At 39.3% G+C, this 19,646-nt stretch carries 12 protein-coding genes; 9 read left to right on the top strand and 3 right to left on the bottom strand.

Translation table 11 applies throughout. The features are described from left to right. Window positions 1–2: 2 nt before the first annotated feature. From MS6x_RS07790 to MS6x_RS07800, 3 genes are all read right to left on the bottom strand, one after another. Complete coding sequence (locus tag MS6x_RS07790) at window positions 3–1,376, bottom strand: FGGY-family carbohydrate kinase (RefSeq protein ID WP_482606620.1); 1,374 nt, start codon at window positions 1,374–1,376, stop codon at window positions 3–5. Window positions 1,377–1,386: 10 nt separating this feature from the next. Next, the gene (locus MS6x_RS07795; protein WP_482606622.1) at window positions 1,387–2,667 is read right to left on the bottom strand and encodes a sugar isomerase; all 1,281 of its coding nucleotides are present in this window, start codon (window positions 2,665–2,667) and stop codon (window positions 1,387–1,389) included. 80 nt (window positions 2,668–2,747) lie between these two features. Continuing rightward, on the bottom strand, window positions 2,748–4,853 hold the full coding sequence (locus tag MS6x_RS07800) for a bifunctional aldolase/short-chain dehydrogenase (protein ID WP_482606623.1): 2,106 nt from the start codon (window positions 4,851–4,853) through the stop codon (window positions 2,748–2,750). A 180-nt stretch (window positions 4,854–5,033) separates the two neighbouring features. Here MS6x_RS07800 and MS6x_RS07805 point away from each other — a divergent pair, with 180 nt between their 5' ends. The 9 genes from MS6x_RS07805 (at window position 5,034) to MS6x_RS07845 (ending at window position 19,511) form a co-directional block, all read left to right on the top strand. Further along, window positions 5,034–6,080 (top strand): GntR family transcriptional regulator, encoded by a 1,047-nt coding sequence (locus MS6x_RS07805; RefSeq protein ID WP_482606625.1) that lies wholly within the window; start codon window positions 5,034–5,036, stop codon window positions 6,078–6,080. Window positions 6,081–6,351: 271 nt separating this feature from the next. Continuing rightward, entirely contained in the window at window positions 6,352–8,052 is a 1,701-nt protein-coding gene (locus tag MS6x_RS07810; protein ID WP_482606627.1) for a sulfatase, read from the top strand. Window positions 8,053–8,359: 307 nt separating this feature from the next. Continuing rightward, window positions 8,360–11,452, top strand: a complete 3,093-nt coding sequence (locus MS6x_RS07815; RefSeq protein WP_482606628.1) for a SusC/RagA family TonB-linked outer membrane protein — start codon at window positions 8,360–8,362, stop codon at window positions 11,450–11,452. A gap of 30 nt (window positions 11,453–11,482) precedes the next feature. Further along, on the top strand, window positions 11,483–12,976 hold the full coding sequence (locus MS6x_RS07820; RefSeq protein WP_482606630.1) for a RagB/SusD family nutrient uptake outer membrane protein: 1,494 nt from the start codon (window positions 11,483–11,485) through the stop codon (window positions 12,974–12,976). Window positions 12,977–13,022: 46 nt separating this feature from the next. Beyond that, the gene (locus MS6x_RS07825; RefSeq protein WP_482606631.1) at window positions 13,023–15,710 is read left to right on the top strand and encodes a c-type cytochrome; all 2,688 of its coding nucleotides are present in this window, start codon (window positions 13,023–13,025) and stop codon (window positions 15,708–15,710) included. A 38-nt stretch (window positions 15,711–15,748) separates the two neighbouring features. Then, window positions 15,749–17,005 carry an FG-GAP repeat domain-containing protein gene (locus tag MS6x_RS07830; protein ID WP_482606633.1) on the top strand — a complete coding sequence of 419 codons (1,257 nt, stop codon included), beginning with the start codon at window positions 15,749–15,751 and terminating at the stop codon, window positions 17,003–17,005. 104 nt (window positions 17,006–17,109) lie between these two features. Continuing rightward, on the top strand, window positions 17,110–17,913 hold the full coding sequence (locus MS6x_RS07835; RefSeq protein WP_482606635.1) for a 3-keto-disaccharide hydrolase: 804 nt from the start codon (window positions 17,110–17,112) through the stop codon (window positions 17,911–17,913). A 3-nt stretch (window positions 17,914–17,916) separates the two neighbouring features. Then, window positions 17,917–18,453 carry a hypothetical protein gene (locus MS6x_RS07840; RefSeq protein ID WP_482606637.1) on the top strand — a complete coding sequence of 179 codons (537 nt, stop codon included), beginning with the start codon at window positions 17,917–17,919 and terminating at the stop codon, window positions 18,451–18,453. Window positions 18,454–18,458: 5 nt separating this feature from the next. Beyond that, complete coding sequence (locus MS6x_RS07845; protein WP_482606638.1) at window positions 18,459–19,511, top strand: aldose 1-epimerase family protein; 1,053 nt, start codon at window positions 18,459–18,461, stop codon at window positions 19,509–19,511. Window positions 19,512–19,646: the final 135 nt, after the last annotated feature.

The raw sequence follows: 19,646 nt of genomic DNA on the forward strand, positions 1-19,646 counted from the left end.
GTTTATTTTGATATTAGGGAAATGTGTTTTTTTAAAGCGTAGTTTTTCTTCAGAAACTTGGGCTCTAAGGTTACCTCTGAAATAACAATGGCAGCTCCCAAGGCAGAACCTAAAGAAGAATCCGTGGTACTAAGTTTCATATTTCTGAAATATTGGGAAAGTAACTGAATATAGACTTCGTTGTCACTAAACCCTCCATCAACATATAATCTCTCTATTTTCACCTTACCTATAGCAGACCTTATACTTTTCTCCTGCAATAACACCAATTCCAACATCAATTGATGATAGGCATGTTCAAACTTATCGTAGGTGATAGTTGTCTCTTCGGGCATATTTTCTGAAGCAATGCTATGCCATTTAAACATATGAACAAAATCCTTATTAATTTCAAATAAAGTTGTTTGATCGAATTTTACGCTTTTATGATAGTCGTCTGGCACATTGTACAATTCAGAAAGTGCCTTAACTTGAATTTTATATTCATTCCCTAAAAAAAGCCGGGAAACTTTTACAGGACTTCCATCTATTCGCATGTTAAATAGGGAATCTTTTCTAATATCTTCTAGGGTCAACATACCTTTATTAAACGGATTTATAGAAATACTCCACGTACCGGTAGAAACTAGTAAAAATGATTTGGTCACACTACGGATATAAGGCAATAGTGCGGAAGAACTATCATGAATGCCGGACCCCATTTGGATCGTTTTCCCTTTATAGTTAACCGGCATCGTATCTCTTGTAGAAGCAATCGGTGGTAACTTTTTATCTATACCCTCGGTATATACCCATGAGTGAAAATCCTCCTTTTCAAAGTCCCAAAGCAAGGTATGGCAGCCGATACTGGTGTATTCACTTACTGGAATTCCGGTAAATAAATAGCTTAAATACTGTGGAAGGTGTAGCGAGTGCTTTACCTTCTTAAAAATTTCTGGTTTGGTATGTTTTAACCAATACAAATGCATGCCCGTATTTAACATACCTAACTTGGGTGACCCTGTAACTCTAGAGAGTTCAATTTCTGGACCGTATGTGCTGTAAAAGGACTCATAGATTTCATCCGCAATGGGCTTCATATAGTTGTACAGTGGTGTAAGTGGTTTTCCATGCTCATCAATATGAACTAGACTAGCCCCATAACATGAAAAATTCAAAGCCTCAATCTCAAATTCATTAGAATTCAGCATTTCGTCAAATACCTTTTTCGCCCAATTTTCTAATGCAGTTAAATTTTCGGTAGGATATCCGTCTTCATCGGTAATTTCTTCAAAACGTGAATAGGCACGGTGCACCTCTTGAAAATTCCTATCGAAAAGAAAGAATTTCTTATTGGTACGACCTATATCGAATACTGCTGTTACCTTTGTTTTCATATCAATCAAGTTATAGTCCGGAAGCTACAGAATTAGCTCCCCGTTCATTGATCAGATGCTTTCGCACATTTAAAGAGCGATAGACGTTGATAGGGTCTAAGGCCCCACCTCGATGTAGGCGTGCCTTTTCTAATAGGGGCCTAACATCGGTACGATATGCATCTTGAAGAATTTCTTGGCACTTTACAACATCATGGTTCTCCTGTGCTTCGGCCAACATTATCTGATCAACAAGCAGCGCTCTTGCATATGCTTCTTGTATGGCCTCCAAGGACTGTATTAAATCTTCTAGAGGGTCTTTTATATTATGACTCGCATCGATCATCCAAGCGGGATACGGATTCTGAGGATTATTCTCCATACCATATACCAAAGCGTTGAAAATTAAAAACAGTGCATAGGGCTTTACACTCCCTACGGTTAAATCATCATCACCGTATTTACTATCGTTGAAATGAAATCCTCCCAATTTACCTTTTAACATAAGGGTAGAGACGATTTGTTCGATATTGGTATTTGGCAAGTGGTGACCTAAATCTACAAGCGTGAATGCTTTATCCCCGCATTCGTTGGCCAGCATAAAAGAGGTACCCCAATCTTGTATTACGGTACTATAAAAATTTGGTTCGTAGGGTTTGTACTCGATAAAGAGTTTCCAATCATCGGGAAGTCCTTTATAGATTTCCTTTAAACTGTCTTGTGTGTTCTGCAAGACAGATTGAAAATTACTTTGTCCGGGAAAGTTAGCTCCATCTGCCAGCCAAACGGTTAAGCTTTTGGAACCCAGCTTATTGCCAATTTTAATTACATCAATATTATGTGCAATGGCCTGTTCGCGAACAGCCTTACTGGTATTGCTCAACGAGCCAAACTTATAGCTTTCCGCTGCGCCTTTTAGATCTTGGAAGGTATTTGAGTTTACGGCATCAAAAAGTATATCATGAGAGGCCGCCAACTCTTTGATTGCAGAATAATCATTGGGAACATCCCATGGAATATGTAATGATATGGCTCCGGCAGTCTGCGTAAGCGTGTGAATTAAGCCAACATCATCTATTTTTTGTTCCAGATTAGAAGGTTCACCTTCAAATCCAAAACGTCCAAAACGGGTTCCTCCCGCACCCAGGGCCCAACTAGGTATGGCTACCTGAAAATCCTGTAATTTCTGAACTATGGCATCTACGTTTTTACCATGTTTAGATAGTGTATCGGCCAAAAAAGAGAATTTTGCATTATGTGCCTTTATATTTGTTTTATTGATGTCAGCAACTAGGCTTTTATCTATTCTCATGAAGAAATTTATTATTTTTTAAAAATAAACTTCCATGGACAATTGTTCCATGGAAGCCTAAGAAAACTAACTCAAACAAACTATCGTACGAATGCATTGGCCATTCCGCCGTCTACATTTATTATATTCCCTGTCGATTTATCAAGAATACCTACTAATGTAAAAACACCGTTTGCAATATCCTCTGGGGTAATTATTTCATTCAATAAATTTCTTTTCGCGTAAAACGCAGGTAATTCTTCAACCGTTATTCCGTTTGCTTTTGCCCTACCTTCTGCCCAAGCACCTTCCCATATTTTGCTTCCGACTATAACTCCGTCTGGGTTTACTGTATTTACCCTAATTTTATCTTTACCGAGTTCAGCTGCTAGTAAACGTACCATGTGTTGCTGTGCAGCTTTTGCGGTACCATAAGCAACATTGTTAGGGCCTGCAACCAAACCATTTTTACTTGCGATAGAAATATAATTCCCGCCTAAACCTTGTTTACGCATAATTACCGCAGATTGTTTTGCTAAATCAAACTGTCCTTTTACTAAAATATTTTGTAAAATATTCCAGTCTTTATCCGTTGTATCTTCTAATGGTTTAGAAATTGCTAAACCAGCGCTGTGAACAATAATATCTACACCACCGAAGGTTACGCAAGCTTTCTTAAAAGCAGCTTCGATAGAAGATGTATCGGTTACATCGCATATAGCATATGTAGACACATCTCTTTTGTACGATGCATTAGCTTCTATTAAACTATCTTCATTAATGTCCGTTAAAATCACATTCGCGCCTTCTGCAGCAAGTTTATCTGCAATTGCCTTACCAATACCGCCTCCGGCACCAGTCACAAAAGCCACTTTACGCGATAAGGGTTGTTCTTTTGGCATACGAGATAACTTTGCCTCCTCAAGCAACCAGTACTCAATATCAAAAGCTTCTTGCCTTGGTAATGATGTGTATGCAGTAATTGCCTCTGCACCGCGCATAACATTAATAGCATTAATGTAAAATTCATTTGCAACGCGTGTGGTTTGCTTATTTTTTGCAAAACTAAACATCCCTACACCTGGGTAAATTATAATAACAGGATTGGCATCGCGCATAGCGGGACTGTTATCTTTTCTACACGTATTGTAATAATCTGCATATTCTTGTCTGTAAGCTGCAAAAGCTGGCTCTAATTTTTTAAGAATAGCATTTGAATCAGACAGGTCTTCATTTTTATCTAAGGTTAGAACTAAGGGTTGAATTTTTGTTCTTAAAAAGTGATCTGGACAAGAAGTACCCATAGGCGCCAACCGCGCTAAATCATTACTGTTAATAAATTCTAGCACTACATCTGTATCAGAAAAGTGACCAATCATTCCATTTTCAGAAGAGCACAAACCTCTTAATAATGGCATTAGTTGCGCAGCTTTTTCAAGACGCTCTTCCTTGGGTAGGCTTTCCATTTTTTGACCACCAAAAACACTACCCTTTTCCTTTATTTTAGTTTCTATAAACTCAGAAGCCATCTCAATGACCTCAAGACTGTTCACGTAGCATTCATAGGAAGTATCGCCCCAAGTAAACAGACCGTGTGAACCTAGAACAATTCCTCTAATCCCGGGATTATCGGCTAAACATTTTTCTATCTGTAGGCCTAAATCAAATCCTGGACGTTGCCATGGAACCCAGCCCATGGTATCTCCCCAGATTTCTTTGGTAACTTGCTGGCTATCTTTAGCAGCAGCAACAGCAATTAACGCATCGGGGTGTAAATGATCAATATGTGCAAACGGCAATAAACCATGCAAAGGTGTGTCAATAGAAGGTGCTTTACTGTCCAAATCATAAATACAATGATTAAAAAGACCAACCATTCTATCTTCGTCTTCTAGACCTCCGTAAACCTTTTTCAAATCACGCAATCTACCGGTGTAGATCCCTGCAATTCCGGCCCTATTTAACGTTCCAATATCTCCACCAGAACCCTTGATCCACATTACCTCGACATCTTCATTGGTCAATGGATCTTTCTCTACAGTCCTGCAGCTCGTATTTCCACCACCATAATTTGTAATTCTAAGGTCTGCTCCGAGTATATTTGATCGATATAGAAATAAGGCCACTTGATCGTCTCCTAGGGTCGCTGCTTTTTGCTCGTCCCATAAATAATCAACATATTTAAACTTCTGTATGGTATCTTTCATTTGAAGGAATATTGTGTTTGTTAGCGAAAATAGCTTAAGTAAAAAAACTTTCTGTCCTGTACTGTACCGTTCATGTAAAAATTAAAATTGTTTACATTTGACCGTTTGATTTTAAGATACAAAAGCTGGTTGAGTTTTGATTTTATTGCCTATAATGTAAAAAAGTAAAGATACCGTCAAATGGATATTTTCAATTTTATTAAAATAAATGAGGATTCGAGGGTGCCAAAATACAAGCAAATTGTAGATGGCATAATTCATAACATATCTTCCGGAAATTTAAAGATGGATGATAAAATTCCGTCTATAAACTTGTTTAGTGAAGAATATTTGCTCTCCAGAGATACGGTTGAAAAGGCATATAACATTTTAAAAGAACGCAAGGTCATTATCTCTATCAGGGGAAAGGGATATTATATTGCACGTACGAAATTGATTTCTAAAGTCAATATCCTTTTTTTAATCAATAAGTTAAGCTCTTACAAGTTGCGGATTTATAATTCATTCGTTAACAGCATTATAAGAACATCACATACCGATCTTCATATTTACCATTGTGAAGAAGAGCTTTTCCTTAATCTTCTGGAGAAAAACATTGGGGCTTATGATTATTATGTCATCATGCCACATTTTAAGACAGATAAACTCAAGCACATCAGCGCTACCCCAAATGTGGTCAAAGCAATAAAAAGAATACCAAAGGATAGATTGGTAATTATGGATAACCCTATTTCAGAAATAAAGGATGCATTCATTGAAATTTATCAGGATTTTGAGAATGATATTTACAAGGCCTTACAAAAAGGTCTCAAAAAGATTTCAAAATATAATAAGCTAATTATTGCATATCCAGACAGTTCAGTTTACCCCTATCCTAAAAGAATTCTACACGGGTTCCGAAAATTTTGTGCAGAGAACGAAATAGATTTCGAAGTTTTGGAAGAACTTTATGATGATATAATTCTGAAAAAAGGTGACTTGTTTATAACAATTAGTGAATCTGATCTTGTAAATCTGGTTAATCAAATTCGCAATCAAGAATTTATATTAGGAGATGATATTGGTGTCATTTCTTACAATGACACCCCTTTGAAACAACTATTGGGTATTACATGTATCTCAACCGATTTTAAGGCTATGGGAGAAACTGCCGCCCAGATGATTATGAATAAGGAGAAAGGGAAGATAAAGAACCCTTTCAACTTTATCGATAGAAATTCTATTTAAATTGAACCAATAAGCATTTCTTCTTACTCTCAATTCTTTCCATTTTAGGTATCTTAAATGGCATGAGATATTCGGGCCGTCCTCAATCAGTATACAACAGGATGGTTTACCGAAAAGGCATGCCTAACTTTAAAAATTAAGCTGGTAACAGGCGTCATAGCTGCGTTCTTTCTATCTTAATAATTCATTTATATTGTTGCTGTGACTTTTTATTCTGCAAACGGTCAACAGAACCTAATGGTAAAAAATAACTGCTTTTAAACTACTATATATGAATATGAAGGTTCAATCGTCAATTATTATTATATGTCTTTCAACTCTTGTTTTTAGCACATGTAAACCTGAAAAAGAAAGAATCCCTTCTGGAACAAAAAACACTGTTAAGCCAAACATAGTTTTAATTCTAGCGGATGATTATGGTATTATGGACAGTAGGGCCTATGCCCATAAGTTTTCTGGAGTAGCAACTTCGGAGATGTTCTATGAAACTCCTAATATAGATAAACTTATTAACGAAGGGGTTGCATTCTCCCAAGCCTATGCAAATCAATTATGCTCCCCAACGCGCGCCAGTATTATGACCGGAAAATATGCAGGTAGATTGGGATTTACCACCGCTATGCCACCAAGAGAAACCTATTATAATCAAAATACAACTCCTCCCAAAGGTTATTACGCGCACGACGTGCTGGAACATAAAGATAATATTCTAATCGAACAGGCTTTGATTAATGGCACATCAAATTCTGCGGTACCAACAGGAGCGGCTTATGATGAAGGTAGAGATGAACTTTCCATTGCCGAAGCTCTAAGAGACTATCATTCCGCATTTATCGGCAAATGGCATATCGGTGGTTTCGGCGCCAAGGGATACCAACCGGCCGACCAAGGTTTTGAACCATTAGCCTGGTTTGATGCTGGTGGTTCGGTGTATTATAATTGGAAAAAAGGATGGGACAATAAGGTCAAGAACAGATACCCTAAGATGCCACAGGAGTTTTCTGAAATAGGCAATTCGGGTCAAGAAACGAACGAAATATATCTTACGGACGACTTAACCGCGCAGGCACTTAATTTCATTGACAAAAAATCCCAAAATCAAGATCAACCCTTCTTTCTATATTTTTCGCACTTTGCCGTTCACTCACCATATCAGGGCAAAGAGGATGAGGTTGCCTATTTTGAAGGCAAAACTTCTAAAGGTTGGAACGGTCATAAAGACCCGATTTATGCCTCCATGATAAAAAGTATGGATCGGTCTGTGGGTAAAATTCTTGAAAAATTAAAAGAAACAGGATTGGAAGAAAATACATTGGTCGTATTTATGTCCGATAACGGAGGTATCGACTCAAAAATAACACCAAGAGGAGATGGCACCGATAATAGTCCCTTTTTAGGAGGTAAAGCAAGTTTAACAGAAGGTGGTATTAGAGTACCACTTATATTTCGTTGGAAGGGAAAAATAAAAGAGGGTCAATGGGTAGATATTCCAGTAGACTGCACAGATATATATACCACTATTTTAGAGGCTGCAGGTTACGATTCAAAAACCATTGCCAAAACTAATTCTCTTGATGGCGAAAGTGTAGTCCCCTTATTTACGGATACTAAAAATATTAAAAAATTATATACTAAAAAGACCCATTTTTGGCATTATCCCTTCAACGTAATTTATAACAGTCCTTATGAACCATATCCCCTAACTCCGCATTCTGCAATACGGGAAGGAGATTACAAATTAATTTTTGATTGGTATGGACGATTATATCTTTATAATATTAAACAAGACCCATTTGAAAAAAATAATTTAGCCTCATTAAACCCTAATGTAAGAGACAAGCTTTTTAAAAAATTAATGAATTGGTTAACAAAAAACGTGGAAAAACGATATTGGCCTACCGTCAATCCTGATTATGACCCAAATAAAGAGCTAAGGGACGTCCCTTTTATCAATTTATTCTCGGGTTACTGAAAGAATTATTAAAAAAATTTAGCCAAGAATAAACGGTAAAACCTGTTCACCTCCTTTAAGTTAAACTGGTGTATTCAAAGAGAAACCGTCTAAGAATTGGGTGTTAGGGAAGTTAACGATATCGTTGAACGTAATTACAAGGACTATTATTGAACGTTAATACCAACTATTAACAGGATAGTACAGGACAGCACAGTATTGTACAGGATGCGCAGCAAAAAATATTAAGATAATTTTATGATGTTCTTAATAAGTTTGTTTGATTGTTAAGGATATCACATAACTAACTATTAAATAATTCCAGATTATGAAAAAAATGTTAAACAAGATTTCCCCGAGATTTCTCTTGGTTGTAGTCTTTTTATGGGGTGTTTGCACCCATGCACAAGATGCTACCGTTACAGGTACTGTAACTTCCGCAGCAGACGGTCAACCCTTACCAGGAGTAAATGTATTAGTTAGTGGCACTACACGAGGTGCCGTAACGGATTTTGATGGTAATTACAGCATTTCAGCAAGCCCTAATGCTACTTTAGTGTTTTCTTACATCGGTTTTTTAACCCAGGAAATACCTATTAGCGGGCAGAACCAAGTAAATGCAGCTTTGACCGAAGATGCCACTTCTCTTGATGAAGTAGTGCTTGTAGGTTATGGAACTCAAATAAAAAGAGAGGTGACAGGCTCTGTTCAAACGGTAGATATTACCGAATTGGCAGATATTCCAGTTACACAGGTTGGTCAAAAATTACAAGGGCAACTGGCAGGTGTACAAATCAACCAAACCACAGGTGTACCTGGTGAGGGTCTTAATATCCGTATTAGGGGACAATTATCGGTTTCAGGAGGTAGTGATCCATTATATGTAGTGGATGGTTTCCCGATTGCGGGTAATATCAACACCATAAACCCCGCAGAAATTGAAACGCTGACGGTGCTTAAAGATGCAGCATCTACATCCTTGTACGGTTCTAGGGCCGCCAACGGAGTAGTATTGATTACTACCAAACAGGGCAAGGCGGGCAAGCTCAATGTAAGTTTTAATATGTCTACAGGTCTCCAAAGTGTTCCACAACGTGGTAGAATCGAAATGATGAACTCTGTCGAATTTGCCCAGTTTAAAAAAGAATATTATGAGGATCAGGGAGACCCGGTTCCTGATATTTTTCAAAACCCATCACAATATGAAGGCCAGACCAATGATTGGTACGATGCCCTGCTTCGTACGGCTCCAATATCCATTTATAACCTTACAGTAACCGGAGGTTCGGAAAAATTTCGCACCTCGCTGATTGCTGGCTTAACAAACCAAGATGGTGTGGTTTTAGGTAGTGACTTCCAGCAATTTACCTTACGGGCCAATATGCTCTTTAATCCAAGTGACAAAGTGGAGATAGGGGTAAATGTTGCCCCAAGCTGGGCTATTAGAAATGACCCGCAAACAGATGGTAGCAGAGGTACAGGTCTCTTGTTCAACGCCTTACACACATGGCCAATAATGCCAATCTTCAATCCTGATGGAACTAGAACAGAATTTAATAGGTTCCCAGCAGATACCGGAAACATTTTCGCTTATGCCAACTGGCTAAATTCTGCGGAGCGTATAAAAAATGAGGACAGAGACCTTAATTTACTTTCCAATGCCTTTGTAACGTGGAAACCCGTTAAAGGCCTGAGCATAAAATCTAGTCTAAATGCCGAGTTTTACCAAAGAAACACCGAATTCTTTAGTCCAACAAATGCTACAGGTCGTATAAACCGGCCTATACCTCAACCTAACGAAGGGCGTTGGACCAATAGGGATGAATTTAACTGGGCGAATGAAAATATTCTTACCTATACAAAGGATATCGGGGATCATAATTTCTCTGTCCTAGGTGGTTTTGGATACTATAAGTTCAGAACAGATGTAAACCAAATAAGAGCCACCGAATTTCCAGACGACAGACTACCATTTATACAAACTGCTGTAAATATTGACAGGGGAGCCACTTTCGATCGCGTACAAGAGAACACGCTGGTTTCTGCATTTTCCCAATTAACATACAACTACAAAGGAAAGTATTTGTTGACCGGCGCGGTGCGTAGGGATGGTTCCTCTAGATTTGGTTCCGATAACAGATGGGGTACCTTCCCCTCCGTTTCGGCAGGTTGGATCGTTTCAGACGAATCCTTTTTAGAAAATTCAAATGCCATTTCATTACTGAAATTAAGAAGTAGTTGGGGGGTTACCGGCAACAACAATATAGGTAACTATACCCAATACGCTTTAATTGACAATACTGTTCCGGCGGTCTTTGGCGATACTTTTGCCCCGGGTGCCGCAGTAAATTCTTTGGCCAATCCCAATTTAGGATGGGAAACGACAGAACAATTTGATATTGGTCTTGATTTAAGTCTCTTTAATGATAGGGTATCTTTCGTATATGATTACTTTACGAAAAATACTACCAATCTTTTGTTTAACATTCAAGTACCCCGAGAATCCGGTTTTTCCAACTTTAGTGATAATATTGGCGAAATTCGTTTCTGGGGCCATGAATTTGCATTGAATACCGTAAACACTACAGGTAAGTTTAAATGGACTACCAGCGCCAACATTTCGTTTAACCGGAATGAAGTAGTAGCACTGGCAGAGGGTGTAGACCAAGTGTTTGGCCCTGGAGGTTGGCACATTACCCAAGTGGGGCAGCCTTTTGCACAATTTTATGGTCACCTATCGGATGGGGTCTATTTAAATCAGGCAGATTTGGATAGTTCACCGCAAGTACCGGGAAGATCTACGGTAGGTAGTATCAAACTTTTGGACGTTAATGGCGATGGTGTTATCACCCGAGGAGGTCTTGATGATGACCGCGCGATTATGGGTAATCCATTTCCAGACTTTACCTACGGTATTACCAATAGGGTGACTTATGGTAATTGGGATTTTTCAGTCATTGCCACAGGATCACAGGGCAACGAGCTTTTGGTACGCCACTTGTTCAGCACCACGAATTTAGATGGGGTTTTTAATCTTTTAAAGGATGTAGAAAATCGCTTTAGATCCGTAGATAATCCAGGAGACGGTTTTTATGGTACCACAGTAGGTGGTGGTAGGGTTACCGGTATTGAAAGGGATTGGGTAAACGATCGTTTTATTGCGGATGCATCTAACTTTAACATTAGAAATATTACCTTAGGGTATACCTTACCGGGATTAGAAAAATACTTTAAATCGGCACGTATCTATGGTTCTATTCAAAATGTACACATATTTACAAAATACTGGGGAGGACCAAATCCTGAAATCAGCGTTCAAAACAACGGGCAAGGCGATGGAGGAAATTTAGCGCCAGGTGTAGATATTTCTGGATATCCCATACCACGTATCGTTAACATAGGTGTAAACCTTAACTTCTAAACTAAAGCATAAAACTTAAAATACTTAAAAATGAAAAAAATAATCTTATTTCTTGGTCTTATATGCTTTATAGCAATGAGCTGTGAAAACGAACTTGATGTTTTCCCAGAAGATTCTTTAAGTGTACCTACCTTCTTTAATACAGAAGATGATTTCATTCAAGCGGTTAATGGAGTATACGAACCTTTGCGGGTGATGTATAACCAAACCAAACCGTTCATGGCAGAAATGAGCTCGGACAACACCTATTTTGCTCGAAATACAGCTTTTGGAGCTACGGAAACAAATCAGGATATTGCAGATCATGCCATGATTACCCAGGGCGGTATTACCCCAAATGGCAACGTTCAAAACCAATACCGCGAATTGTATCAAATTGTAGCAAGGGCAAATCAAATTTTGGTTACCATAGACGATGCCGAAATAGACCCTGCAGTACAGGCGAATGTAAAGGGACAGGCACTTTTTTTAAGAGCATTTGCTTATTTTGATTTGGTACAATTTTATGGTTCAGTACCCATGCATTTAGAACCTGTGCTAGATAGACAGGGTGCCGCATTGCCACTTTCTTCGGAGGATGAAATATATGCACAAATAGTTTCTGACGCTCAGGCGGCCATTCCTCTATTACCGCCTAAATCTGCGCAGCAGGAAGGTAGAGTTACTTCCGGTGCAGCTCGTACCCTTTTGGCCAATGTGCATATTGTATTAGAAGAGTGGGCAGCAGCAGAAACCTTGTTGAAAGCTGTCGTAAACAGTGGAGAGTACATGTTAATGCCAAATTACGAAGATGCTTTCTCTGGGAATAGCGACAACAAGAACAATATGGAATCTGTTTTTGAGGTACAGTACAGAGAAGGTGCCGAAGGAGTTCAGGGAAATTTCATGTATAATTTTCTTCCACGACCTATTGAGGCAGATGAGGTTGCCTTGTTATTCGGCACGTCAGATGCGCAGCCTATCAACGGACAAGGAAACAACATACCTACACCAGATATTATTGCTGCCTATGAGGAAGGTGACCTTAGGGAGGATGCATCTATCATGTATATTTTGACCAGAGAAAGCTTTTGGAACGATGGGGTATATCCTATTATAAAAAAGTATGTGGAGCCACATGCCCTGCACAACAACCATGGTATGAACTTTCCTGTTTATCGCTATTCAGAAGTATTATTATTTTTGGCTGAAGCTCTAGAGGAACAAGGTAAAGATGGTGAGGCATTACCCTTTCTCAACCAAGTTAGAACTAGAGCTGGATTAGGAGCGCACACCGGAGATTTAGGAGATGCTATCTTTAGAGAAAGACGCGTAGAATTGGCTTTTGAAAACAAACGTTGGTTCGATTTGGTAAGAACAGGACAAGCTATACAAGTAATGACAGAGTTTGGCAATAGGGTCATCAACAATCCAAATGATTATTATTTCCCTGTAGGCGTAGAAGCAGCAGGAAATGCGTTTACCAATATCAGAGAACGTTATGCACTACCAGCTTCTGAATCGGAATTTAATCCTAATTTCTAGGAATAAGAGCTAATAAAATTGTATGAATTAAAAGAAAACAAAGCTTATGAAAAAAATAGTATTGATAATGGTCAGCCTAGTGCTGACCATTTCCTGTGGAGAGCAAAGCAAGGATGCACTTACTGCGGAGCAGTCAACCGACCCTAAGTTGACAAAGTTGAAACTGCAACCCGGTTTTGAGGCAGAGCACATTTATAGCCCGGCAGAAAACGATAAAGGATCCTGGGTAGCCATGACATTTGATAACAAGGGACGTTTAATTACCTCAGATCAATACGGGACGTTATACCGCATGGAAGTGGCACCTATAGGTTCTAAAAATCTTGTATCTAGCCTAGAAAAGCTTAGGATACAAACGGGAGAACAAGTCGCAGATTCTGTCATTCAAATGGGATATGCCCAAGGTTTGCTGTATGCATTTAACAGTCTTTATGTAATGGTAAACCATCGTGGTAACGAAGAGTTCGAAAAAACTAGTGGCCTATACCGCCTCCAAGACACAGATAACGATGATCAATATGACAGTATTACCCTTCTTAAATCATTAAACGGGGCCGGAGAGCATGGACCGCATAGCATCGTATTATCACCAGATGGCAAATCATTATACGTTATTGCAGGAAACCATACAGACCTACCGGAAATGGATTCGTATCGTTTGCCAAGCAACTGGAAAGACGACAACCTTCTTTACAAAATCAAAGATCCTCGAGGTCATGCCAATGATAGAGGAGCACCAGGAGGTTGGGTGGCAACCACAGACCCCGAAGGAAAAAATTGGGAACTGGTCTCAGCAGGATTTCGAAATCCCTTTGACCTGGCGTTTAACGAACTTGGTGATATGTTCGTTTATGATTCCGATATGGAGTGGGATCTTGGTATGCCTTGGTACCGACCTACGAGAATTTGTCATGTGACGAGTGGCTCCGAATTTGGCTGGCGTACGGGTAATGGTAAATGGTCCCCTGCATACCCTGATAATTTACCACCAGTAATGAATATAGGACAAGGTTCGCCTACGGCCGTTATTTATGGGATGGATGCAAAGTTTCCTGAAAAATATAAACGGAGTGTTTTTGCTTTTGATTGGAGTTTTGGAATTATTTATGCGATGGAACTAGAAACCAAAGGCTCATCATACACCGGTATTAAAGAAGAGTTTTTATCAGGTTTACCATTACCCCTTACGGATGGTGTTATTGGACCCGATGGTGCGATGTACTTTATGACCGGTGGCCGCAGACTTGATTCCGATCTTTACCGTGTTTTTTATTCAGGAGATGAAACTAATATTCCCGCCGAAAGTATCGCATTGCAACAAACAGAAGAAAATAAAATACGAAAAGAACTTGAAACCTTTCATACGGGATCAAAACAAGGAGGTGTCGAGAAAGCTTGGGCGCATCTAGATAGCGATGACCGTTTTATACAATACGCAGCCCGCATTGCGCTGGAACACCAACCCGTTTCCTCTTGGCAAGCAAAAATTTATGAAGAAAAAGATGCAGTCAAAAAGATTCAAGCCGCGATTGCTATGGCACGTCAAGGAAACAAAGATCAACAGGCGAAACTTATCAAAACGTTGACCGAAGTTGACTTTAAAAGTCTTAATACTGGGCAGCAAGTAGATATGGTACGCGCCATCGAATTGGTGCTTTCTCGATTAGGAACGCCTAGCACAGCTACGGAGAAATCAATCGGTAGTTACCTTGCATCACATTATCCTGCCAAAACGGATGTATTGAATCAGCTTTTAAGCAAAACACTTGTCTACGTTGGCGAACCCACAGTAGTATCAAAAACCCTTGCAATGTTGGAAAATCCCCAAGGTGAAAATACAGATGTGATGAGCAATACCGCTACAGAAGCGGCCGACCTGATTCTAAGAAATCCACAATATGGTATGGCCATCGCAGAAACGCTGAAAAACATGCCTCCTGCTCAAAGTACCTATTATGGAAATGTGTTAAGCGATGCTACAAACGGTTGGTCTCCAGAATTACAGGAACGATATTTCAATTGGTTTTATAAAGCATTTTCGTATAAAGCAGGTAGAAGTTATATTGGTTTTGTAGACAAGGCCAGAAAAAATGCGCTAGCTAAAGTTTCTAAGAACAAGCTCGAATTTTATAACAAAATGTCAGGCGACTCCTTATTGAGTAGTTCGGGCAATGATTTAGTAAGTAATGCAATTCAGCCTAAAGGACCTAGAAAAAATTGGAAGGAAGAGGATATTGCCCCTCTTTTGGCCAATGGCCTAGGCACTAGAAATTACGAACAGGGTAGAAATATGTTCTTGGCGACCAATTGCATTACATGCCATGCTATGGGAGGCGAAGGACAAAATATTGGGCCTGAGCTCTCACAAATAGGTAATCGTTTTTCCCCTGAAGATATGTTAAAGTCTATCATTAACCCGAACGAGGTTATATCGGACCAATATAACTCTACCGTTTTTTCACTTAAAGACGGTAATTCGGTAGTAGGTAGGTTGATAAGCGAGGAAGGTGATACCTATAAAATATCACAAAATCCATATGCGCCGGATGTAATTCGAGATATTCCTAAAAGCGAAGTTACCGACACCAAAATGTCTACGGTTTCGTTAATGCCACCGGGAACTATAAACAGATTGAACGATGAAGAAGTTAAAGATCTATTGGCCTATATGATTTCGGGGGGGAATTCAGATAATGCTATTTACAAAACCGCGGAAGGCCAATCGGGTGATTAACATTCTAGGACTTTTGTAATAACGATGTAGTTTAAACAATGTACATACCTAATTTCAACTTTACAGCCTCCCCTTCCGGGCACTTGTTTTCAGTATCCAAACACATTAAGGATATATCTGAAATCAATTATAGGTATAGGAACAAATTAGGTATGATCATTTTTGGGCTTCTACTTTTAGGACAGTTTAGTATAGCCCAAAAAAGTCCACCAACAACGTTACAAGTATCCTCGCCCATACGTTTCATGAAAACCAAAATTGCTTCGGAAAGTTATGAGTCCGTTGGAGTTTTTGATGTAAACAATGACAACATACAGGATATTGTTTCTGGTGCGTATTGGTATATGGGGCCAGATTTTAAAGAACGGCATTACATAGGTTCGGCCAAACGGTATGGAGAATATTATGATGATTTTTCGACCATCCCTTTAGACGTAAATGGAGACGGTCATATGGATTTTATTACTGGTGGATGGTTTGGCAAGGAATTAATCTGGAAAGAAAACCCAGGAGATAATTCCGAATGGAAAGAACACCTTATCGCCATCGCTGGAAATATTGAATCTACTCGAAGTTGGGATATTGACGGTGACGGAATTCAAGAAATTGTACCCAACACACCCAACGACCCCTTAGTCGTTTACCGATTGGTGCTCGATAAGGATGGTAAAGGTACTGGTGAATTCAAAAAATATACAATCACCGGAAAACACGGCCATGGTTTGGGTTTTGGAGACATTAATGGCGACGGTAAAATTGATATTGTAATCCGTAATGGCTGGTTAGAGGCACCGGGAAAACCTTTTGAGGAAAATTGGAAATTCCATCAAGAGTTTGAACTAGGAACGGCAAGCGTTCCGATCATCGTAGCAGATGTTGACCAAGATGGCTTTAACGACATTATTGTAGGTCAAGGACATGATTATGGATTAGATTGGTATCGGCAAGATTTGGGAAAAGCATCCAATTGGACCAAACATCCCATAGACCCTTTCAATTCTCAATACCATAGCATGGAATGGGAAGACATTGACAATGATGGTAAAAAGGAATTGATTACCGGCAAGAGGTACCGGGCCCACAACGGCAAAGATCCTGGTGGTAACGATCCTACAGGAATCTACTATTTCAAATGGACCGGATCTGCATTCAGTAAACAAATAATCGATTATGGCTCGTACGGCGTAGGCAAAGGGACTGGTGTATTCTTTTCGGTAATCGACATTAATGCTTCTGGGAAGAAAGATATTATTGTGGCCGGAAAAGACGGCCTTTACCTATATTACAATAACTAAAATGAACTGGTCAACTTGAAATGAACCATCGGAATAGATGCCGTCAATCAAATTGATAATTAACGAACTTGATTTAAATTATAGAAATTAATACATATTGACAAATGAAACTAAAACGTATTTTTATAACTATCCCAATAGCACTTTTAATAGTCACAGGGATACATTCCTGTAAGGAAGAAAAGACTGGCACAACTGCCGAGAAAACAGAAGAACCAATTTTGGAAGCTGATGGTTTCGAAAGTATATTCGACGGCAAAACCCTTACTGGTTGGAAAGGCGACCCGAACTATTGGCGTGTAGAAAACGGTAATCTAGTGGGTGAGGTAACTCCAGAAACGCTTTTGAAAAGGAACACCTTTATCGTTTGGCAAGGAGGCCAGCCGGCTGATTTTGAACTAAAATTGGAATTTAAGATTGCAGAGTCAGGGAACAGCGGCATCAATTACCGAAGTGAGGTCATTGACAGCATTCCCCATGCCTTAAAAGGCTACCAAGCGGATATTGATGGGAAAATCAGATATACCGGTCAAAATTACGAAGAGAAAAAAAGGGCAACCTTGGCCTACCGAGGAGAAAAAGTAATCATCAATACACAGGATAATCCTGAAGTACAGGGTTCACTTAGGGCCAACGTACAAAAAAACTGCTGGCAAAGTAGGGAAATTATAGGCAGCCTTGGCGTATCCGATTCCCTTAAAACAAAAATTAGAAGCGAAGACTGGAACGAGGTTCATCTGATAATCAAAGGCAATCGCCTACAACATTATGTAAATGATATTTTAATGAGTGATGTTACCGATAACGATAGTATAAACAGAAAACAAAAGGGCTATATGGGCGTGCAAGTGCATGTTGGTCCTCCAATGAAAGTAGCGTATAGAAACATCCGATTGAAAAACCTATAGTAGATGAGTAAAATTGGCTTTGACGTATTGGCTTGGTGCGCTAGGGTTTCAGATGAGTTGCTACCGATTATGAATCGGTCAAAGGCAATAGGCTATGATGGCGTTGCGTTTTTTATTGGACCTCCAGAAGTTTTGAATTATAAGAAACTGGGTGCCCACGTCAGAGATATCGGTTTGGGTGTAACCGCGGTAACTGGTGTAAGTCCTGAAGAGAATCCAATTGATTCTTCACCCCTAGTCCAAGCGAAAAGTTTAGACCGTTTAAAGTGGATCATTTCACCCTGTCTGGCACATGTAAATATTAGTGAGAACGATTGTGAAACACTTGTTGAAGGTCATATTCATATACCATGGGATGATGTATTTCCAACCTTAGCAAAAGTTAACTCTGACCGATGGTTTACTATTGAAGGTTTCACGCGTAATGATGTAGACTTTGCAAATTCCACTAATGTATGGCGAGAGTTCGCACAACCTTGGGATATGGCAGAAAAAGCCTTGACGTTTATTCATAACATGATAAAAAAACAAGCTATTTAGTTTTTATGACCAATACGGATGCTATACAAAAAAGTATAAACAAAATTTCGAACACAGCCCAAATTGGCGGTATCGAAACGGCGGTTTTGGACAATGGTCTAGGGCGTGGAACGCGTATTGCTTGGATCAATACAGGTTCCGGTCTTCGCTACAAGGTCGTTATAGATCGCGCAATGGATATTGCCGATGCATTTTACAACCAACATAGCATAGCTTGGCTTAGTAATTCTGGCGTTACCGCACCTGATCGTTTTTCCAAAGGTATGGGTTGGCTACGTAATTTCGGCGGAGGACTTTTAACTACCTGCGGACTTTCCCATGTAGGCGGTCCCGAAAGTGACGAATATGGAGAACGTGGCCTGCACGGTCTAATAAGCAATACACCTGCGGAGATTATATCTATTATTCAACCCGATCCGGAGAATGGAAAACTGGAAATGAGTATTACGGGCATCATAAAGGAGACGCAAGTTTTTGGACCGGCTTTAGAACTTAAGCGAACGATTTCCGGAAAATTGGGCGAATCAAAAATTATGATTATTGATGAAGTAGTAAATCGCAGCAATACAGTTAGTCCACATATGCTACTTTACCATATCAACTTCGGTTGGCCTTTGGTAGATAAAGGTTCCAAATTAATCTGGCAAGGCAACTGGAATTCACCAACACCAGATTCTCCTGCAAAAATTTTTAAAGAGGGTACTGATTTCAAAACGTGTCCGGATATTTTAGCTGCCCATTCCGGAACAGGAGAAGATGTTGCCTTTATAGATATAGATGCCGATGAACATGGAAAAGCCCAATGTGGCATCTACAACGCAGATCTTAAGCTAGGAGTGTTTTTGAATTTTCCTAAAAAGCAGCTGCCTTGGTTGATCAACTGGCAACACTGGGGAAAAAATGAATATGTAACTGCCCTAGAACCAGCGACCAATCCACCGATAGGCCAGTCCAATGCTAGAGAAAAAAACACCTTGATCTTATTGGAACCCGGAGAGAAAAGAACCTATAGATTAGAATTGGAGGTATCGGAAAAAAACAAGATGAAAAACTTTTGATAGTAATTTAACTAGATAATTTTCTGAATGTTTTAAAGAAGAAAGTTAAATGCAGGGTAAGAAAAGAATACAAACTAAATAAAACAGTAAAACGATAAACAATAACTAGTATCCCAAGTGGGGCAGTATCAAAAA

This window comes from Maribacter sp. MS6, from assembly GCF_056839185.1.